The sequence below is a fragment of the Actinospica acidithermotolerans genome, from assembly GCF_018139625.1.
GTDB lineage: Bacteria > Actinomycetota > Actinomycetes > Streptomycetales > Catenulisporaceae > Actinospica > Actinospica acidithermotolerans.
The window spans coordinates 22,965-45,127 of record NZ_JAGSOH010000013.1; the positions used below are offsets into that span (position 1 = coordinate 22,965).

21 protein-coding genes, 1 tRNA gene and 1 pseudogene are annotated in these 22,163 nt (G+C 70.1%); 13 read left to right on the plus strand and 10 right to left on the minus strand.

Annotated features, from left to right (window positions below; translation table 11 throughout):
* Positions 1-12: 12 nt before the first annotated feature.
* Positions 13-480: a VOC family protein gene (locus KDK95_RS07380; protein WP_212517273.1), complete on the minus strand. Its 468-nt coding sequence runs from the start codon at positions 478-480 to the stop codon at positions 13-15.
* A 479-nt stretch (positions 481-959) separates the two neighbouring features.
* On the opposite strand from KDK95_RS07380, the gene KDK95_RS07385 reads away from it, so the two are divergent.
* Positions 960-1,574: a redoxin domain-containing protein gene (locus tag KDK95_RS07385; RefSeq protein ID WP_212517274.1), complete on the plus strand. Its 615-nt coding sequence runs from the start codon at positions 960-962 to the stop codon at positions 1,572-1,574.
* Entirely contained in the window at positions 1,571-2,530 is a 960-nt protein-coding gene (locus tag KDK95_RS07390) for an NAD(P)H-dependent flavin oxidoreductase (protein WP_212517275.1), read from the plus strand. The genes KDK95_RS07385 and KDK95_RS07390 overlap by 4 nt, the downstream gene beginning before the upstream one ends.
* A gap of 101 nt (positions 2,531-2,631) precedes the next feature.
* On the opposite strand, the gene KDK95_RS07395 is transcribed toward KDK95_RS07390, so the two are convergent.
* Entirely contained in the window at positions 2,632-4,401 is a 1,770-nt protein-coding gene (locus KDK95_RS07395; RefSeq protein ID WP_212517276.1) for an MOSC and FAD-binding oxidoreductase domain-containing protein, read from the minus strand.
* Positions 4,402-4,604: 203 nt separating this feature from the next.
* On the opposite strand from KDK95_RS07395, the gene KDK95_RS07400 reads away from it, so the two are divergent.
* Positions 4,605-5,318: an SDR family NAD(P)-dependent oxidoreductase gene (locus KDK95_RS07400; protein WP_212517277.1), complete on the plus strand. Its 714-nt coding sequence runs from the start codon at positions 4,605-4,607 to the stop codon at positions 5,316-5,318.
* A 424-nt stretch (positions 5,319-5,742) separates the two neighbouring features.
* Here KDK95_RS07400 and KDK95_RS07405 read toward each other — a convergent pair.
* Positions 5,743-5,816, minus strand: a tRNA-Pro gene (locus KDK95_RS07405).
* A gap of 84 nt (positions 5,817-5,900) precedes the next feature.
* Entirely contained in the window at positions 5,901-6,812 is a 912-nt protein-coding gene (locus tag KDK95_RS07410) for a metallophosphoesterase (RefSeq protein ID WP_212517278.1), read from the minus strand.
* Positions 6,813-6,911: 99 nt separating this feature from the next.
* On the opposite strand from KDK95_RS07410, the gene KDK95_RS07415 reads away from it, so the two are divergent.
* Positions 6,912-7,370: a GatB/YqeY domain-containing protein gene (locus KDK95_RS07415; protein ID WP_212517279.1), complete on the plus strand. Its 459-nt coding sequence runs from the start codon at positions 6,912-6,914 to the stop codon at positions 7,368-7,370.
* Between the two features lie 195 nt (positions 7,371-7,565).
* Here KDK95_RS07415 and KDK95_RS07420 read toward each other — a convergent pair whose 3' ends face one another.
* Complete coding sequence (locus tag KDK95_RS07420) at positions 7,566-9,848, minus strand: transglycosylase domain-containing protein (protein ID WP_212517280.1); 2,283 nt, start codon at positions 9,846-9,848, stop codon at positions 7,566-7,568.
* Between the two features lie 301 nt (positions 9,849-10,149).
* On the opposite strand from KDK95_RS07420, the pseudogene KDK95_RS36755 reads away from it, so the two are divergent.
* Positions 10,150-10,639: pseudogene (locus tag KDK95_RS36755) on the plus strand (WhiB family transcriptional regulator).
* A 182-nt stretch (positions 10,640-10,821) separates the two neighbouring features.
* On the opposite strand, the gene bagB reads toward KDK95_RS36755, so the two are convergent.
* Both bagB and bagA read right to left on the minus strand, forming a co-directional pair.
* Positions 10,822-11,967, minus strand: coding sequence for an ArsA family ATPase (bagB, locus tag KDK95_RS07430; RefSeq protein WP_212517282.1), 1,146 nt, complete (start codon positions 11,965-11,967; stop codon positions 10,822-10,824).
* Positions 11,964-13,007, minus strand: coding sequence for an ATPase BagA (gene bagA, locus KDK95_RS07435; protein WP_212517283.1), 1,044 nt, complete (start codon positions 13,005-13,007; stop codon positions 11,964-11,966). Before bagA ends, bagB begins: the two co-directional genes overlap by 4 nt.
* A 111-nt stretch (positions 13,008-13,118) precedes the next feature.
* Here bagA and sp36 point away from each other — a divergent pair, with 111 nt between their 5' ends.
* From sp36 to KDK95_RS07450, 3 genes are read left to right on the plus strand one after another with little or no spacing between them, the layout of a single operon-like run.
* Positions 13,119-13,280 carry a Sp36 family protein gene (sp36, locus tag KDK95_RS07440; protein ID WP_212517284.1) on the plus strand — a complete coding sequence of 54 codons (162 nt, stop codon included), beginning with the start codon at positions 13,119-13,121 and terminating at the stop codon, positions 13,278-13,280.
* The gene (locus tag KDK95_RS07445; RefSeq protein ID WP_212517285.1) at positions 13,280-13,744 is read left to right on the plus strand and encodes a RidA family protein; all 465 of its coding nucleotides are present in this window, start codon (positions 13,280-13,282) and stop codon (positions 13,742-13,744) included. Before sp36 ends, KDK95_RS07445 begins: the two co-directional genes overlap by 1 nt.
* A gap of 16 nt (positions 13,745-13,760) precedes the next feature.
* Positions 13,761-14,537: an MBL fold metallo-hydrolase gene (locus KDK95_RS07450; protein ID WP_212517286.1), complete on the plus strand. Its 777-nt coding sequence runs from the start codon at positions 13,761-13,763 to the stop codon at positions 14,535-14,537.
* A 73-nt stretch (positions 14,538-14,610) separates the two neighbouring features.
* On the opposite strand, the gene KDK95_RS07455 is transcribed toward KDK95_RS07450, so the two are convergent.
* Entirely contained in the window at positions 14,611-15,294 is a 684-nt protein-coding gene (locus tag KDK95_RS07455) for a Crp/Fnr family transcriptional regulator (RefSeq protein WP_212517287.1), read from the minus strand.
* Between the two features lie 400 nt (positions 15,295-15,694).
* Here KDK95_RS07455 and nth point away from each other — a divergent pair, with 400 nt between their 5' ends.
* From nth to KDK95_RS07475, 4 genes are all read left to right on the plus strand, one after another.
* Positions 15,695-16,513, plus strand: coding sequence for an endonuclease III (nth, locus tag KDK95_RS07460; RefSeq protein WP_212517288.1), 819 nt, complete (start codon positions 15,695-15,697; stop codon positions 16,511-16,513).
* The gene (locus KDK95_RS07465; protein WP_212517289.1) at positions 16,510-17,292 is read left to right on the plus strand and encodes an NUDIX hydrolase; all 783 of its coding nucleotides are present in this window, start codon (positions 16,510-16,512) and stop codon (positions 17,290-17,292) included. The genes nth and KDK95_RS07465 overlap by 4 nt, the downstream gene beginning before the upstream one ends.
* Positions 17,279-18,463 (plus strand): MarP family serine protease, encoded by a 1,185-nt coding sequence (locus KDK95_RS07470; protein ID WP_212517290.1) that lies wholly within the window; start codon positions 17,279-17,281, stop codon positions 18,461-18,463. The genes KDK95_RS07465 and KDK95_RS07470 overlap by 14 nt, the downstream gene beginning before the upstream one ends.
* A 68-nt stretch (positions 18,464-18,531) precedes the next feature.
* Positions 18,532-19,239 carry a metal-dependent hydrolase gene (locus KDK95_RS07475; protein ID WP_212517291.1) on the plus strand — a complete coding sequence of 236 codons (708 nt, stop codon included), beginning with the start codon at positions 18,532-18,534 and terminating at the stop codon, positions 19,237-19,239.
* A 48-nt stretch (positions 19,240-19,287) separates the two neighbouring features.
* On the opposite strand, the gene KDK95_RS07480 is transcribed toward KDK95_RS07475, so the two are convergent.
* The gene (locus tag KDK95_RS07480; RefSeq protein ID WP_212517292.1) at positions 19,288-20,205 is read right to left on the minus strand and encodes an alpha/beta fold hydrolase; all 918 of its coding nucleotides are present in this window, start codon (positions 20,203-20,205) and stop codon (positions 19,288-19,290) included.
* A gap of 94 nt (positions 20,206-20,299) precedes the next feature.
* Complete coding sequence (locus KDK95_RS07485; protein ID WP_212517293.1) at positions 20,300-20,689, minus strand: phage holin family protein; 390 nt, start codon at positions 20,687-20,689, stop codon at positions 20,300-20,302.
* A gap of 215 nt (positions 20,690-20,904) precedes the next feature.
* Here KDK95_RS07485 and KDK95_RS07490 point away from each other — a divergent pair, with 215 nt between their 5' ends.
* Positions 20,905-22,137 (plus strand): GNAT family N-acetyltransferase, encoded by a 1,233-nt coding sequence (locus KDK95_RS07490; RefSeq protein WP_212517294.1) that lies wholly within the window; start codon positions 20,905-20,907, stop codon positions 22,135-22,137.
* Positions 22,138-22,163 lie beyond the last annotated feature (26 nt).

Genomic DNA, 22,163 nt, shown 5'->3' on the forward strand with positions numbered 1-22,163 from the left:
GGAGCCTGCAAGTTACGAGACGCCGGTACGCGTACTTGGCGGCCAATGTGCCGGCGTCCAGTCTCCCTCCGGGTCGGTGGTTTGCCCTACTTCGATCAGATGGCCGTCGGGATCGCGAATGTAGCAGCGGATCTCGTACTCGTGCTGCTTCGGCGGCGTCAGGAACTGGGCACCTCGGGCGCTCCACTCGGCGTACAGGGCGTGGATATCCCTGACCCGGATATTGAGGAAGCTGCTGACCCGGTCGGGATCGCGTGGCGTCTCCAGGGTGACCGAGGGTTTGTCGTCGGTCGGGCCGCCGCCGACGTTGATGATGATCCAGCTGTTGGCCAGGGCGACGTAGGTCAGCCCACCGGGGCCGGAGAAGGCCAACCGGCCGCCGAGCACTTCGGTGTAGAAGCGCCGAGAGCGTTCGACATCGTCCGAGACGATGAAGTGGGCCAGCACGATTCCTTCCGGCGGCGACGGGAGCTCGGCCATCAGGTACCTCCACGTGTTGGTCTCGTAGTCCGGTTACGCCCAGGGCCGGCAGACGGCAGCGCCGTGATCGGGATTCAGCGTCGGTGGAAGCGTGCCCTGCGAAGCATCCGAGAATTCGCGGCATCACCCGTCCGGCAGAGTCGCGGGCCTCCGCCGCAGGGGTACCGAGCGCCTGTGGCAGACGGCCGCACTGTCGCAGACGCGGTCCTGACCGTTCCCGTCGCGGGCTCCGGGATACACCGTCCGGGTGAGGCGCTGTCCCGGTCCGAAGTCTCGCGGCCGCGGGCGGCCCGGCTTGCGGGCTGCCCGCAGATGGCACGGGGCCTTCAGGCGTGGCGGGCTGCAGGCGAAAGTGCCGACGGGCACCCCCGTCGGCCGACGTCCAGATGCCTCCGGAGACGAGCGGGTATTGACTTACGGAGTGCAGGCGCGCGCCGTGCAGGCCGCATCGGCGGCGCCGGAGGAGAGGCGGTCATCCTGTGCGTTCCGACATCGTCCCCGGTGGAAGCTTCCCTGACTACTCGCTGCCCGACCACACGGGCGCGGTTCGCACGCTGAGCGAGATCCAGGGACGCGACCCGCTGATCCTGACGCTCGCTCGCGGCCACTACTGCCCGAAAGAGCACCAGCAGCATCTTGAGCTGGCCGAGAACTACCCGAAGATCGCCGTCGCGTACACACAGATCGTCACGATCGCGACCGACGACCACCACACCTTGCAGGAGTTCCGCGCCTCGGTGGGCGCCCAGTGGCCCTTTCTGTCCGATCCCGAGCGGACCGTCCAGCAGGATCTGGACATCCAGGAGTACACCGACCGCGAGCACAACCCGATGATCCCGCACACGCTCGTGCTCAAGCCGGGACTGGTGATCCACAGCATCTACAACGGCTACTGGTTCTGGGGGCGCCCCTCGTTCTCCGAGCTGTGGCAGGACCTGCGAGCCGCGACCGCCGAGATCCGGCCGGACTGGGATCTGAGCGTCCCGGGGCTGCGCGAGTCCTGGGACGCCGGAGACTATGCGACGTTTCACGGATGGGACCGGCGGTCCCCCGAGTCGAAGCCGACCTCGTACATCGAGCCGGGCAAGAGGTGAGTGCGCTGCCCACGCCGGTGTGCGCGTTGCTCGGGATCGAACAGCCGATCGTGCTGGCGCCCATGGTCGCGGTTCCGTCGCTGGCCGCAGCGGTTTCGAACGCCGGCGCGCTCGGCATGCTGACGCTGACGTGGTCAGGAGACGTCAAAGCCGTCGTTCGCGAGACGGCGGCGCTGACCGAGCGTCCGTTCTGCGGCAACCTCGTGCTCACCGAAGACCGTCACCGCCGCCTCGACCAGGCCCTTGAGGCCGGTTTACGGATCGTGTCGTTCTTCATGGGCGATCCCGGCGGCTATGTTGAGCAGGTGCATGACGCCGACGGGATCGTCATGCACACGGTCGGCACTGCCGAGGAGGCGCGCCGTGCAGTCGCGTCCGGCGTGGACGTGGTCGTCGCGCAGGGCTGGGAGGCGGGCGGGCACGTGTGGGGCGACATCGCGACACTGCCGCTGGTGCCGACCGTGGTGGACGCGGTCGCGCCGGTGCCGGTGATCGCGGCCGGCGGGATCGGCGACGCCCGGGGAGTCGCAGCGGTGCTCGCGCTCGGCGCCCAGGCTGCGTGGCTGGGCACGCGGTTCCTGCTGGCCGAAGAGATGCCCATCCACGAGGAGTACCGGCGCCGGCTCATCGCCGCAGCGGAGACCGACCCGCAGCGGTACGCGAACCTTTACTCGGTCGGGTGGCCCGACTCGCCGCACCGGGCGCTGCGCAACTCGACCGCCGATACGTGGCAGGCCGCGGGCCGACCCCCGCTCGCGCAGCGCCCCGGAGCAGGCGACGTGATCGCGCACTTCGCCTCCGGCGAGCCGATCCTGCGCTACGAACCGGCACCGCCGATGGCCGGGACGACCGGCGATATCGAGGCGCTGTCGATGTGGGCCGGACAGAGCGTCGCACTCGCCAGCAAGTCACAGCCGGCAGCGGAGATCGTGGCCGAGCTCACCTCTCGTCTGTGATCCAGGCCTCCTGGTTTGTGGCTCCTCGCTGGTCACTCGGCTCCGGCTAAGGCCTCGCTCGGATGGCCCCCGCACGTGCGCCGCAGGGTCCGGTATCGCACTCACATCTCCAGGACGATGTCGGCGGTGGGAGTCGAGCAGCAGATCAGGACACTTCCCTCGGCTGGGGATTCCACGGGCTCGGGCGAGTATGCGACGCCGCCGGTGACGCACGCGGTCTCGCAGGTGTGGCAGACGCCGGTGCGGCAGGACCAGCGGACGGGCACGTCGCACGCTTCTGCCAGGTCGAGCAGGGTTCCGTACCTGGGGCTCCAGGGTACTGTCAGGCCGCTGCGGGCGAAGGACACGGACGGACCCGATCGGCCGGCGGGAACCGTGGCCGGCTGGTGGGGTGCCGGACTGGGACCGGTCTTGACCCCGGGTGTGATGGCGGCCGTGGCCCCGAAGGTCTCGGTGTGGATCCGCGAGGCGGGAAGACCGCAGGCCCGTAGCGCCTCGGTCATGTCATGCATGAACGAAGCCGGCCCGCAGATGTACGCGTCGGCGTCCAGGGGCGGCTTCAGGCCACGTATTTTCTGGAGGTCGAATCGCCCGGCGAACGCGTAGTCGATGCCGGGGCGATCGCTATCACGCGGAACGCTGTAGGAGACGACCGAGCGGCCCGCGGGCAGTGCGGCGAGCAGCGTGCGCGCTTCCTCGGCGAACGGGTGGTTCGCGCCGTCTCGGGCCGCATGCAGCCACCAGACCGTGCGCGGCGAGCGTTGTGCGGACAACGCCTGGAGCATGGCCAGGACCGGGGTGGCACCGACACCGGCGGAGAGCAGCAGAACCGGAGTATCGGCGTCCTTCAGGATGAAGGTGCCACGCGGAGCGGCCACATCGAGCACGTCGCCGACCTTCACCTGTTCGCGCAGGTAGTTGCTGGCCAGGCCGTGCGCCTCCTGCTTGACGCTGATGCGATAAGTGGCGGCTCCCGGTCGGCCGGACAGAGAGTAGTTGCGGATGACCGGCGGGCCCTGCGCGTCCGGTCGCAGGCGGATCGCGAGGTACTGTCCCGGCAGCGCGGCCGGCAGAGGCTCGTGGTCGATCGACGCCAGTGTGAGTGAGAAGATGCTCGCGCTCTCCGGTTCGATACCGGCGATGCGCTGCGGGCGGAACCCCGGCCAGGCAGGCGGCGGCGCGGTCGCCACCAGGCCGCTGTTGCCGCCCGCGGCGCCGGAGCCGTCCGCCGCCTCGGCGAGCAGGTCCCGGAAGGAGGCCTGCCATCCCGGGCTCAGCGCCGGGATGCGCAGGGCTCGCTCGAGCAGCGGCGCGGCGTGGCCGGGCAGATAGAGCAGCGCGTCGATCTCCGCAACAGTCATCTCCTCAGGCCCCGAGCAGACCTTCACGATCTCGTCGCCGGCCCGCACCCGCCCTTCCGTCAGCACACGCATATAGAAGCCCGGCCGATGGTGGGAGACCAGCAACGCGGCCATCCGCGGCTCCCCGAGCCGCAGCCCCACCCGGTAACACGTCACACGAGGCTGGGTGACCTCGAACAGCGCCTCGCCGATCGCGTACCGGTCGCCGATGCAGACCTCGTCATCGGCCAGCCCCTCCACGGTGAAGTTCTCACCGAACTGGCCGTAGGTGAAATCGTCCCGCTTCAGATACCGCTGCCAGTGCCGATACGAATCGAGCTGGTAGACCAGGATGGCGCGCTGCTCGCCGCCGTGCCCGGCGAGGTCGCCCTGGCCGTCGCCGTCGAGATTGAGCCGCCGTGCCGTTATCGCACCGGTGACGGGCCGCTTCCAAATACCCGTGTGCACGGTCGTGCCGTGCCACGCGACATCCTCGGGCATACCGACGTTCACCGCGACCAACGTGGCCATACGACATCCTCCGCAGGAATCCAGCCGCCATCCGGGTGAAGCAGGAACACGCCGCCGCACTCGAGAAAACCTTCCCCCCAGCCTCGTACCAGCGAGGGCCGGGCGCACCCGGAACCACTCGCGCCGCGACCCGACCGCGCGCGTCATAGAGTGAAACGCGGTGGCCTTTTCCGTAGCTGCGATCTCAAATTGAGGACCCGTCCATGAGCTCGGCGAAGAAGGTAGCGATCATCACCGGCGCGTCGCAGGGCATCGGCGCGGGACTCGCCGAGGCCTACCGCAAGCGCGGCTACGCCGTCGCCGCCGCCGCGCGGTCGATGCCCGGCTCGGACGATCCCGACGTGCTCGCCGTCTCCGGCGACCTGGCCGTGCCCGGCACCGGCGCGGACATCGTCGAACGAGCCGTGCGGCGCTTCGGCCGTCTCGACACGGTGGTGAACAACGCCGGGATCTACCTGGAGAAGCCGTTCACCGAGTACACCGACGCCGACTACGACCTGATCACCGGAGTCAACCTGCGCGGCTTCTTCGACGTCACCCGCGCCGCCATCCCCGCGATGCTCGCGGGCGGCAACGGCGGACACATCCTGTGCATCTCCACCTCGCTCGTCGAACGCGCCAACGCGCGCATCCCCGCTGCGCTCACGGCCCTCACCAAGGGCGGCCTGGTCGCGGCAATCAAGGAGCTGGCCATCGAGTACGCGGCGCGGCGCATCCGGGCCAACGCCGTCTCGCTCGGCGTGGTGCGCACTCCCATGCACCCGGAAGACCCGGGAGGCGCACTCGCCGCGCAGCACCCGCTCGGACGCATGGCCGAGATCGACGACGTCGTCGAGGCGATCCTCTATCTCGAGCAGGCCACGTTCGTCACCGGCGACGTCCTGCACGTCGACGGCGGGCAAAGCGCAGGCTTCTGATACACCGAGGCAGGTCAGAACACGAACCGCGGACCGCCGACGGCCGTCGATGGCGGCCCTGCTGAGCGCGGTGTCGACCATATGGTGGACCGTAAGCGAGGCAAGCTCGGCGACACTCTTGGTGGTGCGCAGGACAAGCCTGACGCCGGAGGCGGCGCGGGCGAGAGAGCCGCTGGTCCCGCAACGGGCATCCGGGGCGAATTCCAGCGACAGCATGTGCGACGGCTTTGAACCCGCGACATCTGCCGCCGACGTCACCGGGTCCCGGTTCAACTCGCCGGCGATGCTCTCCGTGCCGAGATCTCGCCCCTGACCTGGAGTGAAGCGGTGGAGGAAGAAGCCCTGAATCGACGACCTCTTCGACCGTCCGACACAAATCAGGGGCCGCTTTTCGTTTGGAAAGCGGCCCCTGCCTGCATAACCGTCGGGGTGGCGGGATTCGAACCCACGACCTCTTCGTCCCGAACGAAGCGCGCTACCAAGCTGCGCTACACCCCGGCTGTGCCCCGCTAGCTTAGCGGAGAGCCGGGCCGAACCGGAAATCGTTTCGACCATGCTCGGCCGCGGAGGGGAACACGCAGGTCAGCGGCGTGGGACGAGGGTGAGCAGGGAGGCCTCCGGGGGGCAGGCGAAGCGGACGGGGGCGAAGCGGGAGGTGCCGCAGCCCGCGGAGACGTGCAGGTAGCTGGTGCGGCTGTTGGGGGCGGTGTGCGTGCTCAGCCCCTTCACCCGGCCCGTGTCGAGGTCGCAGTTGGTCACCAAAGCGCCGTAGCCGGGGATGCAGAGCTGGCCGCCGTGGGTGTGGCCGGCCAGGATCACGGGGAGGCCGTCGGAGGCCATCGCGTCGAGGGCGCGCAGGTACGGCGCGTGGGTGACGCCGATGGTGAGCTCGGCGTCGACGTCGGGGCCGCCGGAGACGAGCTCATAGCGGTCGCGCTTGACGTGCGGGTCGTCCAGGCCGACGAAGGAGATGCGGCGGCCGCCCAGCTCCAGCGAGCCGCGGGCGTTGTTCAGCGGCAGCCAGCCGTGCTTCTCCAGGCCCGCCTGCAGCTCGTGCCAGTCGTTCTGCGCCCGCTCGCGCTTCGGCGCGTGCGAGCGGTCGCCCCTGCGCAGGTACTTCGTCGGGTTCAGCTTCTTGGCCTGGTAGTAGTCGTTCGAGCCGAAGACGAACACGCCGGGGACGCGCAGCAGCGGCTCGAGCGCGTCGAGCACGGGGCCGATGCCGTCGGGGTGGGAGAGGTTGTCGCCCGTGTTCACGACGAGGTCCGGCTCGAGCTCGGCCAGGGACCGGAGCCAGGCGTGCTTGCGCCGCTGGCCCGGGACCATGTGGATGTCCGAGACCTGGAGGATCTTCACCGGCGTGCTGCCCGGGTCGAGCACCGGCAGCTCGAACCGGCGCACCCGGTACAGGTTGACCTCGACTCCGGCGGCGTAGCCGAGCCCGGCCACGCCCACCGCCGCCACTGCCAGTGGAACCGCGATGGTCTTGCGCATCCGACCATGCTAACCACCCGGCGGCGCGGGCAGCGCCGCCTCGCGCCGTCGAGCGATAACGCGTACCCGACCGGAGCGGTTTCATGACACCCTTGGGGCATGACCACGACTCTCAAGGCCCAGCTGCGCAGCGATCTGACGTCCGCGATGAAGGCGCGGGACGAACTGCGCTCGGCCACGATCCGGATGGCGCTGACCGCGATCACCAACGAGGAGGTCGCAGGCAAGGCCGCCCGCGAGCTCTCCGAGGACGAGGTGCTGAAGGTCCTCACCCGCGAGGTGAAGAAGCGCAAGGAGGCCGCGGAGGCCTTCGCAGGTGCCGGCCGGGCCGAGCAGGCCGCGCGCGAGGAGGCCGAGGGCGAGGTGCTGACCGCCTACCTGCCGGCCCAGCTCTCCGACGAGGAGCTGCAGGCGCTGGTGGACGAGGCGGTGGCGGAGTCCGGCGCCGAGGGGCCGCGGGCGATGGGCGCCGTCATGAAGGTGCTGACGCCGAAGGTGGCCGGTCGGGCGGACGGCTCCCGGGTCGCCGCGGCGGTGAAGGCGAAGTTGAGCCAGTAGACGCTGAGCCAGTAGACGCTGAGCCAGTAGACGCTGAACCAGTAGACGCTGAGCCGGTTTTTGGGCGGCGTCGCCGGTTGAGGACGAGGAACGGAGTGGGGCCCGGACGGTGATCCGTCCGGCCCCACGCCTCTTCGGCCGCTTCAGCCGCGCCCCGCCCCGCTTCGGCCGCCTCGCTCCGCCTCCGCCGTCCGGCTAGAAGATCCCGCCGAACAGCCCGGTGCTGCCGCCGTTGCCGTTCTGGTTCCCGTTGCCGTTCGTGGTCCCGCCGGTGGTCCCGCCCGTCGTCGCGCCGGTGGCTCCGCCGGTCGTGCTGGTGCCGGTGCCCTGGTTCTGCGAGCTGCCGCTGTTGTCGAAGCCGGTCGGCGCGGTGAAGCTCTCCGCCGCCACGCCGGAGAGGGCTCCGGTCATCGCGTCGTTGAAGATCGGCGCGGAGATCGAGGCGCCGAAGACCTGTCCGCTGAAGTACTTCGGACCGATCTTGATGTTCTCCATCTTCGTCGTCGTGTTCCAGTTGATGTAGCCGGTCCACACGGCGGTGGCGAGCTGCGGGGTGTAACCGTCGAACCAGGTCGCGACGCCGCCGTCGGTGGTGCCGGTCTTGCCCGCCACGTCACGGCCGTCCAGCGTCACGGCGCCCGCCGCGGTGCCCCACTTCACGACGCCCTGGAGCATGTAGGTCAGCTCGTTCACCGTGTTGGTGTCGAGCACCTTCGTGCACTGCTTGCTCTGCGCCGCGTACTGCTTGCCGGAGGAGTCGGTCACGCCGGTTATCGCGTACGGCTTGCAGTACGTGCCACCGGAGGCCAGCGTCGCGTAGGCCTCAGCCATCTCCACCGGCGTGATGTTGTTGGTGCCCAGGGTGAACGACGGTATCTGCAGGAGCGCCTTGCCGTTGCCTGAGTCGTTGTCCTGGGTCACGCCCATCGACGCCGCGATCGTGGCCGGCTGGCACAGACCCGTCTTCTCCTCCAACCGCAGGAAGTAGGTGTTCACCGACATCGCGAAGCCGTAGATCATGTCGACCGGGCCGTTGGTGCTGTCGTCGTTCGACGGCGTGTACGGCGTCGAACCCTCTTGCCAGGGCACGGTGGAGTTCACGCCGTTCTGGCAGGAGGCGAAGTTCACACTCGTATCGTCGATCTGATGCAGCGCGTCGATCTGCGAGCTCGGACTGATCCCCTGTTCCAGCGCGGCCAGGCCGACGAAGATCTTGAACGAGGATCCGGCCTGGAAGCCGGTGGTCCCGTTGTGCGACGTGTCCGTGGTCAGGTTGAGGTACGTCTCGCCGCTGCCCGAGCCCATCCGCTTGGACTGGGCCATGGCGACGATCGCGCCCGTCCCCGGTGTGACCTCGACGAGTGCCGAGCCGACCTTGTCGGTGGCGTAGACCCGCGAGCCGATCGCCGAGTCGGCCGACGTCTCGTTCTTCGGGTCCAGCGTGGTCGTGATGGTCAGGCCGCCCTCGTTCCACATGGCCTTGCGCGCGGCCGTCGTGGCTCCGTACGCGGAGCTCTGCATGAACGTCTCGTAGACGTAGTTGCAGAAGAACGCCGCGGAGGCCTTGGCGGTGATGCAGCCGTCCTGGGGGGTCGTCGGCTTCAGGCCCAGCGGCATCTTCTCGTACGCGGCGGCCTGGGCGGCGGTGATGTAGTGCAGGGACGGCGAGGCCATGTCGGCGATCACGATGTTGCGCCGCGCCAGGGCTTCCTTCGGGTGCAGGAAGGGGTCGTACATGGTCGGGCTGTTGACGATCGCGGCCAGCAGGGCGGCCTGCGTCACGGTCAGCTTCGCGGAGGTGGTCGAGAAGTAGCGCTCGGCCGCCGTCTCCACCCCGTAGGCGTCGTTGCCGAAGTAGACGATGTTCAGGTAGCGGTCGAGCAGTTCCTGCTTGGACATCTGCTGCTCGACGGCGATCGCGTACTTGAGCTCGGTGATCTTGCGCGAGAGGGTGTCGGCGATGGCGGACTGCTGGGCCGCGGTGTTGGCGCCGGCCTCGACCTCGAGCACGTTCTTCACGTACTGCTGGGCGATCGACGAGCCGCCCTGCAGCGAGCCGCCGGAGGAGTCGTTGACCAGGGCGCGCAAGGTGCCCTTCAGGTCGATGCCGCCGTGCTGGTAGAAGCGCTGGTCCTCGATCGAGACGATGGCCTCGGGCATCGCGGAGGATATCTGGCTCCACGGGACCACGACGCGGTTGCCGTGCAGGTCCTCGCTCCAGGTCGTCGCGATGACCGACCCGTCCGCCGCCAGGATCGTGCTGCGCTGCGGCAGGGTGGGCGTCTGGAAGTCGTCCGGCAGGCTCTCGAAGTTGTCGGAGGCCGATTTCGCCGCGAGCCCCACCGTCGCCGACACCGGCAGCACCAGGCCCGCGATCAGCAGCCCGGCGAGCGAGCTGATCACCACGAAGGTGCCGAGATGTGCGGCAAGACGGCCTATACCGCCCAAACCGGAATAATCGCCTTCTGACTTGGCCATGGACCACAGGGTACTTTTCCATACCGGACCCGGAGCGGCCGCGGGGTGGAGCAGGCCTCACTGTGACCCACTTGCGACAGGGGAAGTAGTCCGGACGGGCCATCAGAGATTGACCAGTCTGGGGACTGTCGCCCATTGAAGGCTTTCCGTACTGTCGTGCTTACTGAGGGAAACCGGATGACCCCGGTTACCCGGTACCGGGCAGCGACAACGCGACGCACAGTCGCGGATGGCGCACTGTACGTGATCATCCGTCAGGGCGGGTGATCGGCAGGGAGAACGGCGTGTGCGGCTAGTGCGGATGCCGTGTCTTCACCTCGCGGGGGCGGTCACGCGGGTGAGGGTCGCGGTGGGGAGCCTCGAGTGCGGAGAGGACTGCACCGGAAATGGCTTGGGTTGAGGATTGGACCATAGCTGCGGGGTGTCGGGGGATGGACCCGGACGAACTGTTCGTGCAGGGAGCGGCGCAGAATCGGGCCAAGGTCGTGTGCGCGACCTGTCCGGTGCGCACCGAATGCCTGGCCGACGCCCTGGACAATCGGGTCGAGTACGGCGTCTGGGGCGGGATGACCGAGCGCGAGCGCCGTGCGCTGCTGCGCAGGCGTCCGGAGGTGCGCTCCTGGCGCCAGGTGCTCGAGGAGGCCCGCGATGCCTACCTCGAGCGGACCGGAGGCGTGCTGCTGGTGCCGGAGGCGCCGCGGGAGCACGTCGCGGTGGAGGTCGCCGCCGAGGTGGATCTGGTGGACGGCTTCGAGCCGCAGAACCAGGTCGCGGTCGGGTTGAGCGCGTAGGCCCGCAACGGCCGTGAGCGCCGGCGGGTACCGCGAGCCCGCCGCGCCCCACGTCAGCAGGAACTACGGATCACCACGACCGCCGAATCGATAGCCCCTGCCCACTCACACCTCTCCCGCAGGTCCGCCGCCTTTGCGCAGACCCGCGGGCTTCATCCGGGCCATCTCGCCCGAGGGAGCGCTCAGGCCGCCGACTGAGCCGCCCCCGTGACCGCGCGAAGGCCGTCGAGGTCGTGCACGTCCTCGGCCTGCGCGGGCAGCCGCAGCATTCCGATTCCGGGATGGCTCGCCGCGAAGCGCTCGGCGTACCGCGCCTCGCGCCGGTTCAGCTCCACGCGCTCGGCGTGCAACCGCAGCAGCCCCCCGGCCAGCGACTGGGCCGAGGTCGGGTTCGGCACATCCAACTGCTCAGCCGCGGCCAGCGAGCGCTCCACCGTCAGATCCGTCAGACGCGGATGCACCCGATTGAGCACCAGCCCGGCCAGCGGCATCTTCTCCTCGGCCAGCCGTCGGGCGAAGAACGAGGCCTCCCGCAGCGCGTCCTGCTCGGGAACGGCGACCACGACGAAGGAGGTGCCCTTCGCCTGGAGCAGCCGGTAGGTGGCCTCGGCCCGTTCCCGGAAGCCGCCGAACATCGTGTCCAGGGCGTTCACGAAGGACTGCACGTCCGCGAGCAGCCCCGAGCCGAGCAGCTTGCCCAGGGCGCCGGTCACCATGCTGAATCCACTGGTCAGCAGCTTGAAGGCGCCGAAGCCGCCGACCTTCGCCGGAGCCGTGAGGATCTTGATGAAGCGGCCGTCCAGGAAGGAGCCGAGCCGGTTGGGCGCGTCCAGGAAGTCCAGCGCGGAGCGGCTCGGCGGGGTGTCGACCACGATCAGGTCCCACTCGCCGCGCGCGTGCAGCTGGCCCAGCTTCTCCATGGCCATGTACTCCTGCGTGCCGGCGAAGCTCGCGGAGAGGGACTGGTAGAAGGGGTTCGACAGGATCTGCTCGGCGCGGCCCTTGTCGGCGTGTTCGACCACGATGTCGTCGAACGTGCGCTTCATGTCGAGCATCATCGCGTGCAGCCGGCCGCCAGCCGACGTGTCGATGTCCTCGACCGGGCGCGGGGTGTTGTCCAGCTCGGTCAGTCCGAGCGACTGCGCGAGCCGGCGTGCCGGGTCGATGGTGAGCACGACGACGTCCCGGCCGCGCTCCGCGGCGCGCAGCGCGAAGGCGGCGGCCGTGGTCGTCTTGCCGACGCCGCCGGAGCCGCAGCACACGATGATCCGGGTCTCCCGGTCGTCCAGCAGCGCGTCGAGATCCAAATCGGGGGACACTGCGTTCACGCCGCCCCCTGGTCACGCAGCGACGTGGCCAACCGGTCCAGGCCCACGCGATCCACTCCCTCGTTCAGCAGCGGCAGCTCGTAGATCGGCGCGTCGCAGTCGCTCAGCGACTCGCGCTGGTCCAGCTCCAGCAGCACCCGCTGGGCGTGCTCGGTGGCCAGCGCCGAGAGAGCGTCCACGATCGGCGGACGGTCGAGGTTCACCTCGGCCAGCCCGGCGGAGAGCTCCACGCGGTCCACGCCCTCGGTCGCCGCCCGCTTGAGCTGAGCGTCCGTCAGCACGACGTCGCGCGCCTGGTTGACCATGATGCCGCCGACCGGCAGGCCGGCCGCACGCAGGTCCTTGATCCCGTCCAGCGTCTCCTGCACCGGCATCTCCTCCAGCAGCGTCGCGAAGTGCACGGCGGTCTGCGCGCTGGTGAGCACCCGCATCACCGCCTCCGCCTGGTTGTGGATCGGCCCCACCCTGGCCAGCCCGGAGACCTCCGAGTTGACGTTCAGGAAGCGGGTGATCCGGCCGGTCGGCGGCGCGTCCATGACGACGGCGTCGTAGTGGAAGGTGCGCCCCTCCTCGCGCGCGCGGCGGCGCACCGCCTCGCAGGTCTTCCCGGTCAGCAGCACGTCCCGGATGCCGGGGGCGACCGTGGTGGCGAAGTCGATCGCGCCGAAGCGTTTGAGCGCCTTGGCCGCCGCGCCCAGCTTGTAGAACATGTCCAGGTACTCGAGCAGCGCCTGCTCCGGGTCTATCGCCAGCGCCCACACCTCGCCGCCGCCCGGCACGGTCGCGACCCGCCGCTCCTCGTACGGCAGCGGCGGCGAGTCGAACAGCTGTGCCAGGCCCTGCCGCCCCTCGACCTCGACCAGCAGCACCCGCGGCGTGCGCGCGGGGCCGGAGGCCCGGCGCCTGCTCGCGCCGCGGCCGGCCAGGGCCAGCGCGAGCGCGCCGGCCACCGTCGTCTTGCCGGTGCCGCCCTTGCCCGTCACCACGTGCAGGCGGACCCCCGGCCAGTCCTTGGCGGCTGCTGAGTCTGCGGTAGTCACCGAACGAGCGTAACCCGTGCCTCGGGGTCAGTGCCGCTACCCCCGGGGCCACGGCCGCGCCCCGGACCCGCCGAAGGCGACGCGGCCGTGCGAGGCGTTACGGTAGGCGGCATGGCGAAGAAGTTCGAATACGCGACGGTCCCGCTGCTGGTGCACGCCACCAAGCAGATCCTGGACAACTGGGGCCAGGACGGCTGGGAGCTGGTGCAGGTCGTGCCGGGCCCGAACCCGGAGAACCTGGTGGCCTACATGAAGCGCGAGGTGGCGTCCTGATGGCAGCCGACCCCGAGGAGAAGCTGGCCGAGCTGGGCCACAAGCTTCCCGACGTGGCCAAGCCGGCCGGGGCCTACGTCCCCGCGCTGCGCAACGGCTCGCTGGTGTACACGTCCGGCCAGCTGCCCTTCGTGGACGGCACGCTGCCGGCGACGGGCAAGGTCGGCGCCGAGGTGTCGGCCGAACGGGCCAAGGAGCTGGCCGGCCTGTGCGCGCTGAACGCGCTCGCCGCGGTCAAGGCCGAGATCGGCGACCTGGCCAAGGTCAGGCGCGTGGTCAAGGTGCTGGCGTTCGTCGCCTCCGACCCGTCCTTCACCGCTCAGCCGGGCGTGGCCAACGGCGCGAGCGAACTGCTCGGCGCGGTGTTCGGCGACGCGGGCGTGCACGTGCGCTCCGCGGTCGGCGTGGCGGTGCTGCCGCTCGACTCGCCGGTCGAGGTCGAGATCACGGTCGAAGTCGAGTAGTGGCGGGGAAGCGGTCTTGACGACGCAGCGCTCGACGTTGGTCTTGGCGCCCAATCCGTCGCCCTTCACGCTGGAGGGCACGAACACCTGGGTGCTGCGTGAGCCCGGATCCACCGCCGCGGTGGTGGTGGACCCGGGGCCGCTCCACGAGGGGCACCTCGCGGCGATCCTCAGGGCGGTGCAGGAGCAGGGGGCGCACGTGGCGCAGATCCTGCTGACGCACGGCCACGCGGACCACTCCGAATCAGCGGTCCGCTTCGCCGAGCTCACCGGCGCCCCGGTCCGCGCACTCGACCCCAGGCACCGCCTCGGCGACGAGGGTCTCGCGGCCGGGCAGGTCGTCGACGTCGATGGTCTGGAGATCCGGGTCGTCGGCACGCCCGGCCACACCGGCGACAGCCTTTCGTTCCTGCTGTCCGCAGACCGCGCGATCCTCACCGGCGACACCGTGCTCGGCCGCGGAACGACGCTGGTCGCGTACCCGGACGGCACGCTCGAGGACTATCTGGACTCGCTCAACCTGCTGCGCGAGGGCGCGGCCCGGCACGATTTCGACACGGTGCTGCCGGGCCACGGACCAGTGGTCGCGGACGCGCTCGGCGTGCTGGAGTTCTACATCGCGCATCGCAAGGAGCGGCTCGCCCAGGTGGAGGCGGCCCTGGCCGCGGGCGACAGCTCGGCGCAGGAGGTCGTCCGCCGGGTGTACGCGGAGGTGGACCCCGCGGTCTGGCCGGCCGCCGAGCTCTCGGTGCGGGCGCAACTGCACTACCTCGACCCGAAGCGCTTCAGCTGAGGTTCGCATGATGTTCCACGTGTTCCACGTGGAACATCATGCGGAGCGCTGCATGAAAATGCGGGGGCCGCGGTTAGCGGGCCCGCCGGGCGAGGCGGACGGTGTCCAGCAGGACGACGGCCCGCGCCTCCAGCTTGATCCAGCCGCGCTGGGCGAAGTCGGCGAGGGCCTTGTTCACCGTCTCGCGCGAGGCGCCGACCAGCTGGGCCAGCTCCTCCTGGGTCAGGTCGTGCGAGACCTTGATGCCCTCCTGGTCCTCGCCGGCCGGCTGGCCGAAGCGGGTGGACAGGTCGAGCAGGGCCTTGGCGACACGCCCGGGGACATCGGAGAAGACCAGGTCGGCAAGGGTCTCATTGGTCCGGCGCAGCCGCCGTGCCATCGCCTTGAGCAGCGCGCGGGCCACCTCGGGGCGGGCCGAGAGCCAGGGCTGCAGCTCGGCGTGGCCGAGGGCGAGCAGCTTGGTGCCGGTCAGCGCGGTGGCGGTGGAGGTGCGCGGTCCCGGGTCGAACAGGGAGAGCTCGCCGAACATCTCGCCCGGGCCCATCACCGCGGTGAGGTTCTCCCGGCCGTCGCCGGAGGTGCGGCCCAGCTTGATCTTGCCCTCGACGACCACATACAGCTGGTCGCCCGGGTCGCCCTCGTGGAACAGCGTGTCCCCACGGGTCAACACGATCTCCGTCATCGACTTGAGTAGCGAGGCCGAGGCCTCCTCGTCGAGCGCGGCGAACAGCGGGCTCCGGCGAAGCACGTCGTCCACGGGCGAACCCTCCAACAGTCCTTTCGGACACTTAAGGTCGCCGATCGCCGGTGTTGGAACCACTCGACGTCGGCTTCCAATGTGTTATGTCGTTGCTCATACCAGTGTGGCCTACGACACCGTCTAACACCTAGTCGGTTGATCTGCTAGACCGAAACGATGCGAAACCTAGGCGTGAACAGCGCCCGAAAACGGCTCGCGCACCGTTATTCGGACAGTGGCGGGCGGGTAGCCCGATCCGGACGCGTCTGCCGGGAACGCCCGCGCGGGCGTGACGCGTTTCCTAGACTGACCGTTGTTCGCTCGGCCGGGCCGGGCGACCGTAGGCTTGCCCGAAGTGTTCGGGCGCGTCGGGGCTCCACACGCGCGGGTTGGTCGGGAAGGGTCGGCGAGGCGAGACGTGGCGGTGCGTAATCGGGACGGACGTTCGGAGTCCCGCGTGGCCCTGGTGCGTCGCGCCCGGAAGATCAACCGACTGCTCGCCGAGCTCTATCCGGACGCGCACTGCGAGCTGGACTTCGCCGACCCGCTCGAGCTGATCGTGGCCGTCATCCTGTCCGCGCAGTGCACCGACGTGCGGGTCAACCAGGTCACCCCGGCCTTGTTCGCCCGCTATAAGAGCGCCGAGGACTACGCGTCGGCCGAGCGGATCGAGCTCGAGGAGCTGATTCGGCCCACCGGGTTCTACCGCAACAAGGCGACCTCGATCCTCGGCCTGGGCCGCGAGCTGTGCGACCGCTTCGGCGGCGAGGTGCCCGGCAGGCTCGAGGACCTTGTCACGCTGCCGGGCGTCGGGCGCAAGACCGCGAACGTCGTCCTCGGGAATGCCTTCGGCGTGCCCGGGCTGACCGTCGATACGCATTTCGGACGCCTGGTGCGCCGCTTCGGCTGGACCGAGCTGGAGGACCCGGTGAAGGTCGAGCACGCGATCGGCGAGCTGTTCCCGAAGTCCGACTGGACGATGCTCTCGCACCGGCTGATCTTCCACGGCCGCCGCGTCTGCCACTCCCGCCGCCCCGCCTGCGGCGCCTGCCCGCTCGCCGCCCTGTGCCCCTCGCACGGCATCGGCGAGCTCGACCCGGTGAAGGCCGAGGCGCTGCTCCGGCCCGCATCGGCCCGCGAGGCGGCCGCGCTCGCCGAGGTGCGCAAGCGGCAGGCCGAGGAGAAGGTGCAGGTCGCGGCGGAGCGCCGGGCGAGGGCCGAGGTGGGGCATTCGTGACCGACGAGAGGCCTGACCCGTTCAGCGGGGACTTCGACGGCGCGTTCGACGGCAGCCCGGTCATCGACACCGACTTCTCCGATCTGCCCGGCTGGCTGCTCCCGCTGGCCGAGGCGGTCGCCGGGATCAGCCCCGGCGACCACTATCTCGGCCGGCCGCCGCTGCGCCGCCCCGCCTCGCTCGGCGGGGCGGCTAACCCCTCGGCCGTGCTCATCCTGTTCGCCGACTCGTTGCCGTACGGGCCGGACGTGCTGATCACCGAGCGCTCGGCGACGCTGCGCTCGCACGCGGGCCAGGCGGCCTTCCCCGGCGGCCGGATCGATCCGCTCGCCGAGGGCTGCTCGGAGGACGAGGGCCCGATCCGCGCCGCGCTGCGCGAGGCGCGCGAGGAGGCCGGCGTGGACCCGAAGAGTGTGCGCGTCTTCGGCGAGCTGCCCGAGCTCTACCTGCCGCCGAGCGACTTCCTGGTCACGCCGGTGCTCGCCTGGTGGCACACCCCCGGCGACGCCGCGGTGACCAGTCCGGACGAGGTGGCGGCGGTGCACCGCGTGCCGGTGTCCGCACTGGTCGACCCGGCCAACCGCTATCGGCTCAGGCACCCCTCCGGCTACCGCGGCCCGGCGTTCGTCGTGGACGAGCTGCTGGTCTGGGGCTTCACCGCGGGCGTGCTCGACGCGGTACTGCGGCTCGGCGGCTGGGAACGGCCGTGGGAGCCCGCCGAGGTGATCGACTATCCGCTCGACGTGCGCGAGTTCCGGAGGACCCGTGGACCTGCTTGATCTGATCATCATCCTGATCTGCATCGGCTTCGCCGTCTCCGGCTACCGGCAGGGCTTCGTCGTGGGCGTGATGTCCTTCGTCGGCTTCGTCGGCGGCCTGCTGGTCGGCGTCTGGCTGGTCCCGCAGGTGATGAGCCACTTCCAGTCCTCGCTGGTGGTCTCCACCATCTCGCTCTGCGCCGTGCTCGCCCTCGCGGTGATCGGGCAGGTCCTGGCGACCACGGCCGGCGGCCGGCTGCGCCGCGAGTTGACCTGGCGGCCGGTCCAGGCCGTCGACCAGGGCGCCGGGGCGGTGGTCTCGATCATCTCGGTGCTGCTGGTCGTGTGGTTCCTCGGCCTCGCGCTCTCCAGCTCCTCGATGCCGCTGGTCGTCGAGCAGGTGCACGAGTCGCGGATACTGGCCGGGATCCAGAAGGTGCTGCCGAAGGACTCCTCCTCCTGGTTCCGCAGCTTCTCCGCGACCCTCGGCCGAAGCGGCTTCCCGCAGGTCTTCGGGCCGTTCACGCAGGAGACGATCGCGAACGTGCCGGCGCCGGACGCCGCGGTGCTCAACGAGTCGGGCGTGCGGACCGCGGAGTCCTCGATCGTGAAGATCGTCGGTGACGCGCCGAGCTGCGGCAAGCAGATCGAGGGCTCCGGCTTCGTCTTCAGCCCGCAGCACGTCATGACGAACGCGCACGTGGTCGGCGGCGTCTCCGATCCGACCGTGCAGATCGGCGGAGTCGGGCAGTACTACCACGCGAAGGTCGTGCTCTACGACGCCGAGACGGACATCGCCGTTCTCTACGTGCCAGGCCTGGAGGCGACCCCGCTGAAGTTCGACACCAGCGCCAAGGCGGACGACGACGCGGTCGTGGCGGGTTTCCCGGAGGACGGTCCGTTCAGCGCCGTGGCGGCGCGCGTCCGGCAGGAGATGGACGCCCAGGGCCAGGACATCTACGACCAGAACACCGTCACCCGCGACATCTTCTCGCTGTATTCGACCGTGCTGCAGGGCAATTCCGGCGGCCCGCTGCTGAGCCCGAGCGGCGATGTGTACGGGGTCGTGTTCGCGAAGTCGCTACAGGACTCGACGACCGGGTATGCACTGACTGCGAGTCAGGTCTCGCAGGACGCCCAGCAGGGCGCTGACCTCACGTCGTCGGTCGACACCGATGGCTGTGCAGTGTAGCGTCCTTCGAACCATAAGAACTGCTGCTGCTCACGAGTCACATTTCCATAGATGGAGGGGGACGCGAGGTGCTCGGCCACTCGCATTCGACCAGCGGAGCCCTGGCGTGGGGAGCGGCGGCGGCCGCCGCTCCGATCACCTGGTGGACCGATCTGCTGAGCCATCAGCAGCTGACCGTCGCGGACATAGTGCTCGGCACGTTCACCACGGCCGGCGCCGCCCTGCTGCCTGACCTCGACCATCCCGACGGGACCATCGCGCACTTCCTCGGCCCGGTCTCGCACCAGTTCTGCCGCCTCGTCGAGAAGGTGTCCGGCGGCCACCGGCACGCGACGCACTCGTTCTTCTTCGTCGCCCTCGTCACGGCCGGAACCTGGGCCGGAGCGCATTACTGGGGGCGCTGGTTCGTCCTCGCGATGATGTACATCCTCTTCTCGCTGGCTGTGCGCGCACTGCACCTGTGCCCGTCCGGCAAGGGGATCGAGTCCTGGGGTGTCGTGGTCATGGTCTCGGCCGCGGGCACCGCCGCGTCCTACGAGTTCCTGCCCGCGAACCCCGTGTGGCTGCCCGTTTCCGTGGGCCTCGGGACGCTCATCCACCTGGCCGGCGACTGCCTGACCAAGGAGGGCTGCCCGCTGTTCTGGCCGGTCCCGCAGCGCTTCGAGATCCCGATCATCCGGCGCACCGGCAACAAGTTCGAGACCGCGTTCCTCACCCCGGTGATGGCGGTCGGCGCGTTCGTGCTGGTCTTCATGGCCATCAAGCACCCGCACTGACCCGGCCGCCCGGGCGCGGAGCGGGCGCGGCGAGAGAGCGAGGACCGGCTAGCGGTCCGGCTCCTCGTCATGCAGCCAGCCGAGCACCTCGTTCGTGAACAGCTTCGGCGCCTCCTCGTGCGGGAAGTGCCCGAGACCTTCGAGCAGGCGCCAGCGGTACGGCGCGTTCACATAGCCGCCCGAGCCGCGCGCCGTCGAGGTCAGGACGGCCTTGTCGAGCGCACCGTGCAAGTGCAGCGTCGGCACCTCCGTCAGGGTCCGCATCCGCTGGTGGTAGCGCAGCCCGTCCGGGCGCATCAGCGAGCGGACCTGCCAGCGGAAGTACTCCATCGAACTGTGCGCGACGCCCGGGATCTGCACGGCGTCCCGGTAGCGGCGCGCCGCCTCGGCGTCCGGCCAGTCGGGGCCGCTCCAGGACTCCAGCAGCCGAACCGCGGCCGCGCCGTCGTCCTTGGTCAGGCCGTGCTCGGCCTGGATCGGCCGCTGCGCCGCGAAGATGTGCTTGCTCGCCGCGATCTGCGAGGGACTGGTCAGCAGCGCGGTGCGGAACTGCCGCGGATGCGCGGCGCCGACGATGACCAGCCGGCGCACCAGCTTGGGCCGCATCGTGGCGGCGGTCCAGGCCAGGCCCGCGCCCAGGCCGTGCCCGACCAGCACCGCGTTGGACTCGCCCAGGGCCCGGATCACGCCGGTGACGTCCATGGTCGCGGTGAGCGGGTCGTAGCCGCGCGGCGGCTTGTCGCTGCCCCCGATGCCGCGCAGGTCCATGGCGACGGCGCGGTACCCGGCGTCCGCGAAGGCGGTCAGCTGCTCCCGCCAGGTCCACCAGAACTGCGGGAAGCCGTGCAGGAACAGCGCCAGGGGCCCGTCCCCGAGCTCGGCCACGTGGAAACGCGCGCCGTTCGCCGGGACGTCCCGGTGTGTCCACGGCCCGTCCGCGTACACCGGGGTCAGATCTGATGCCATGCTCGTCAGCATCGCACATTCCGGTGTCCGGGCCGTGCCCTCGACACTAAGAGCGACCGAGGAACAGGGGCCCGGTGCGCGGGCCTGCGCCGCCTCAGAGGTCCACGCGGCGCAGCACGGTGATCGTGTCGGTCGTCGAGCGCTTCGTCGCCTCCACGCCCTTGATCCGCTTGAACCTGGCCACGCCGATCAGGCTGCAGAGCCCGGCCGTGAGCAGGAAGGCCCCGGCCACGATCAGCCAGCACCAGGCGAGGCCGAGGCCGGTCGCGTGCAGCCCGTAGGCGGCCGCGAAACACAGCATGATCAGGCCGAACACGCCGAGCACGGCTGCCGCGCCGAACAGCCCGCCGCCGGCCGCCGCCTGCTTGACGTCCTGCCGCACCTCGGCCTTGGCCAGCGCGATCTCCCCGCGCACCAGGGCGGAGACGTCCTGGGCCGCGCTGGTCACAAGCCCGCTGAGCGTCTGCTCGGTCTCGACCGACATGGGAACCTCCTGGCGGGTGCTCGACGAGAGGGTGGCGCGTGCGACCGTACCCGGCTGACCGGCACGGCAGTCCGGAATTAGGCCGGGCGGGTGGCCAGCCGCCCGGGGCGATATCGCTAAGTCGTCTTGTCGACAAATCGATGAAGCGACACCGGTACGGAGCGTGCCGGAGAAATGCGGTCGCGAACGGACCGGCGGCGTGCTAGGCAATACGCATGCCAGCCAGTGAACTCTCCGTGCGCCCGCTCACCGTCGCCGACATGACCCGCTTCATCGAGGTGGACAACATCGCGTTCATCGAGGGGCCCTACAGCCCCGACCTCGTCGCGTGGCAGCGCCGCTTCCTCGAGGTCGAGCGCAGCATCGGGTTGTTCGACGACGAGGAGCAGGTCGGCGGCGCCACAATCTTCACGATGCGGCTGAGCGTCCCCGACGGCCGGCTGGTTCCGCTCGCCGGAGTCTCGTGGGTCAGTGTGCTGCCGACGCACCGCCGCCGCGGCGGCCTCACGAAGCTGATGCGCCATCAGCTGCACGACCTGCACGACCGTCAGGCCGAGCCGCTCGCCGGGCTGACGGCCAGTCACCCCGGCATTTACGGCCGCTTCGGCTACGGCCGTCCCACGCAGTCCGTCACCCTCACAGTGCCCCGCGAGCACAACACGCTCAGGCTTCCCCAGGGTGTGGACGACGTGACGCTCCGGCTGGTCAGCCCGAAGGCGGGCCTCGAGGCCTGCCGGGAGACCTACGCCCGCCGCCTCACGTCGCGCCCGGGCATGATCGACCGCCCCGACTTCTGGTTCGACTTCGAGACCGACGACCTCGACCAGCTTCGCGGCGGCCAGTCCAAGCTGCGTCTCGTGCTGGCGGAGCGCGAGGGCGTGACGGTCGGCTATGCGATGTACCGGACGAACGAGCTGGGCCCGGCGAAGGGGGAGGTTCGGGTCAACGACGTATACGCCGTCGACCCCGCCGCGTACGCCGCGCTCTGGCGCATGCTGCTCAACATCGACCTGACGATCGCCACCGTCGTCCCTGGCCTTGCCGTCGACGACCCGCTGCTCGCGATGCTCGAAGCCTCGCGCTACGGCGAACCGGCCCTACGCGATGGCCTCTATGTCCGCCTCGTCGACGTCGACCGAGCCCTCGCCGCCCGCACGTATGCCACGCCAATCGACGTTGTATTCGAGGTCACCGACGAGTTCTGCCCGTGGAACGCGGGACGCTGGCGGCTGGTCGGCGACGAGAAGGGCGCGACATGCACGCGCACGGACTCGACCGCCGACATCTCCATCGACGTGCGCGAACTCGCCTCGATCTACCTCGGCGGCGTCACGCTGCGCTCCCTCGCCGCCGCCAACCAGGTGACCGAACACACGATCGGATCAGTGCGCGCCGCCTCCACGGCCTTCGCCTCCGACGTCCAGCCCTGGCTCTCGACCGGCTTCTGACGCAGAATGCCCCGCCGCGCAGAACG

Bases quoted from the DNA above. Each gene is read 5' to 3' on its own strand.
- KDK95_RS07380 (WP_212517273.1), bottom strand. From the start codon at position 480: ATGGCCGAGCTCCCGTCGCCGCCGGAAGGAATCGTGCTGGCCCACTTC.
- KDK95_RS07395 (WP_212517276.1), bottom strand. From the start codon at position 4,401: ATGGCCACGTTGGTCGCGGTGAACGTCGGTATGCCCGAGGATGTCGCG.
- KDK95_RS07400 (WP_212517277.1), top strand. From the start codon at position 4,605: ATGAGCTCGGCGAAGAAGGTAGCGATCATCACCGGCGCGTCGCAGGGC.
- KDK95_RS07410 (WP_212517278.1), bottom strand. From the start codon at position 6,812: ATGCGCAAGACCATCGCGGTTCCACTGGCAGTGGCGGCGGTGGGCGTG.
- KDK95_RS07415 (WP_212517279.1), top strand. From the start codon at position 6,912: ATGACCACGACTCTCAAGGCCCAGCTGCGCAGCGATCTGACGTCCGCG.
- KDK95_RS07420 (WP_212517280.1), bottom strand. From the start codon at position 9,848: ATGGCCAAGTCAGAAGGCGATTATTCCGGTTTGGGCGGTATAGGCCGT.
- sp36 (WP_212517284.1), top strand. From the start codon at position 13,119: ATGGCGAAGAAGTTCGAATACGCGACGGTCCCGCTGCTGGTGCACGCC.
- KDK95_RS07445 (WP_212517285.1), top strand. From the start codon at position 13,280: ATGGCAGCCGACCCCGAGGAGAAGCTGGCCGAGCTGGGCCACAAGCTT.
- KDK95_RS07480 (WP_212517292.1), bottom strand. From the start codon at position 20,205: ATGGCATCAGATCTGACCCCGGTGTACGCGGACGGGCCGTGGACACAC.
- KDK95_RS07485 (WP_212517293.1), bottom strand. From the start codon at position 20,689: ATGTCGGTCGAGACCGAGCAGACGCTCAGCGGGCTTGTGACCAGCGCG.
- KDK95_RS07490 (WP_212517294.1), top strand. From the start codon at position 20,905: ATGCCAGCCAGTGAACTCTCCGTGCGCCCGCTCACCGTCGCCGACATG.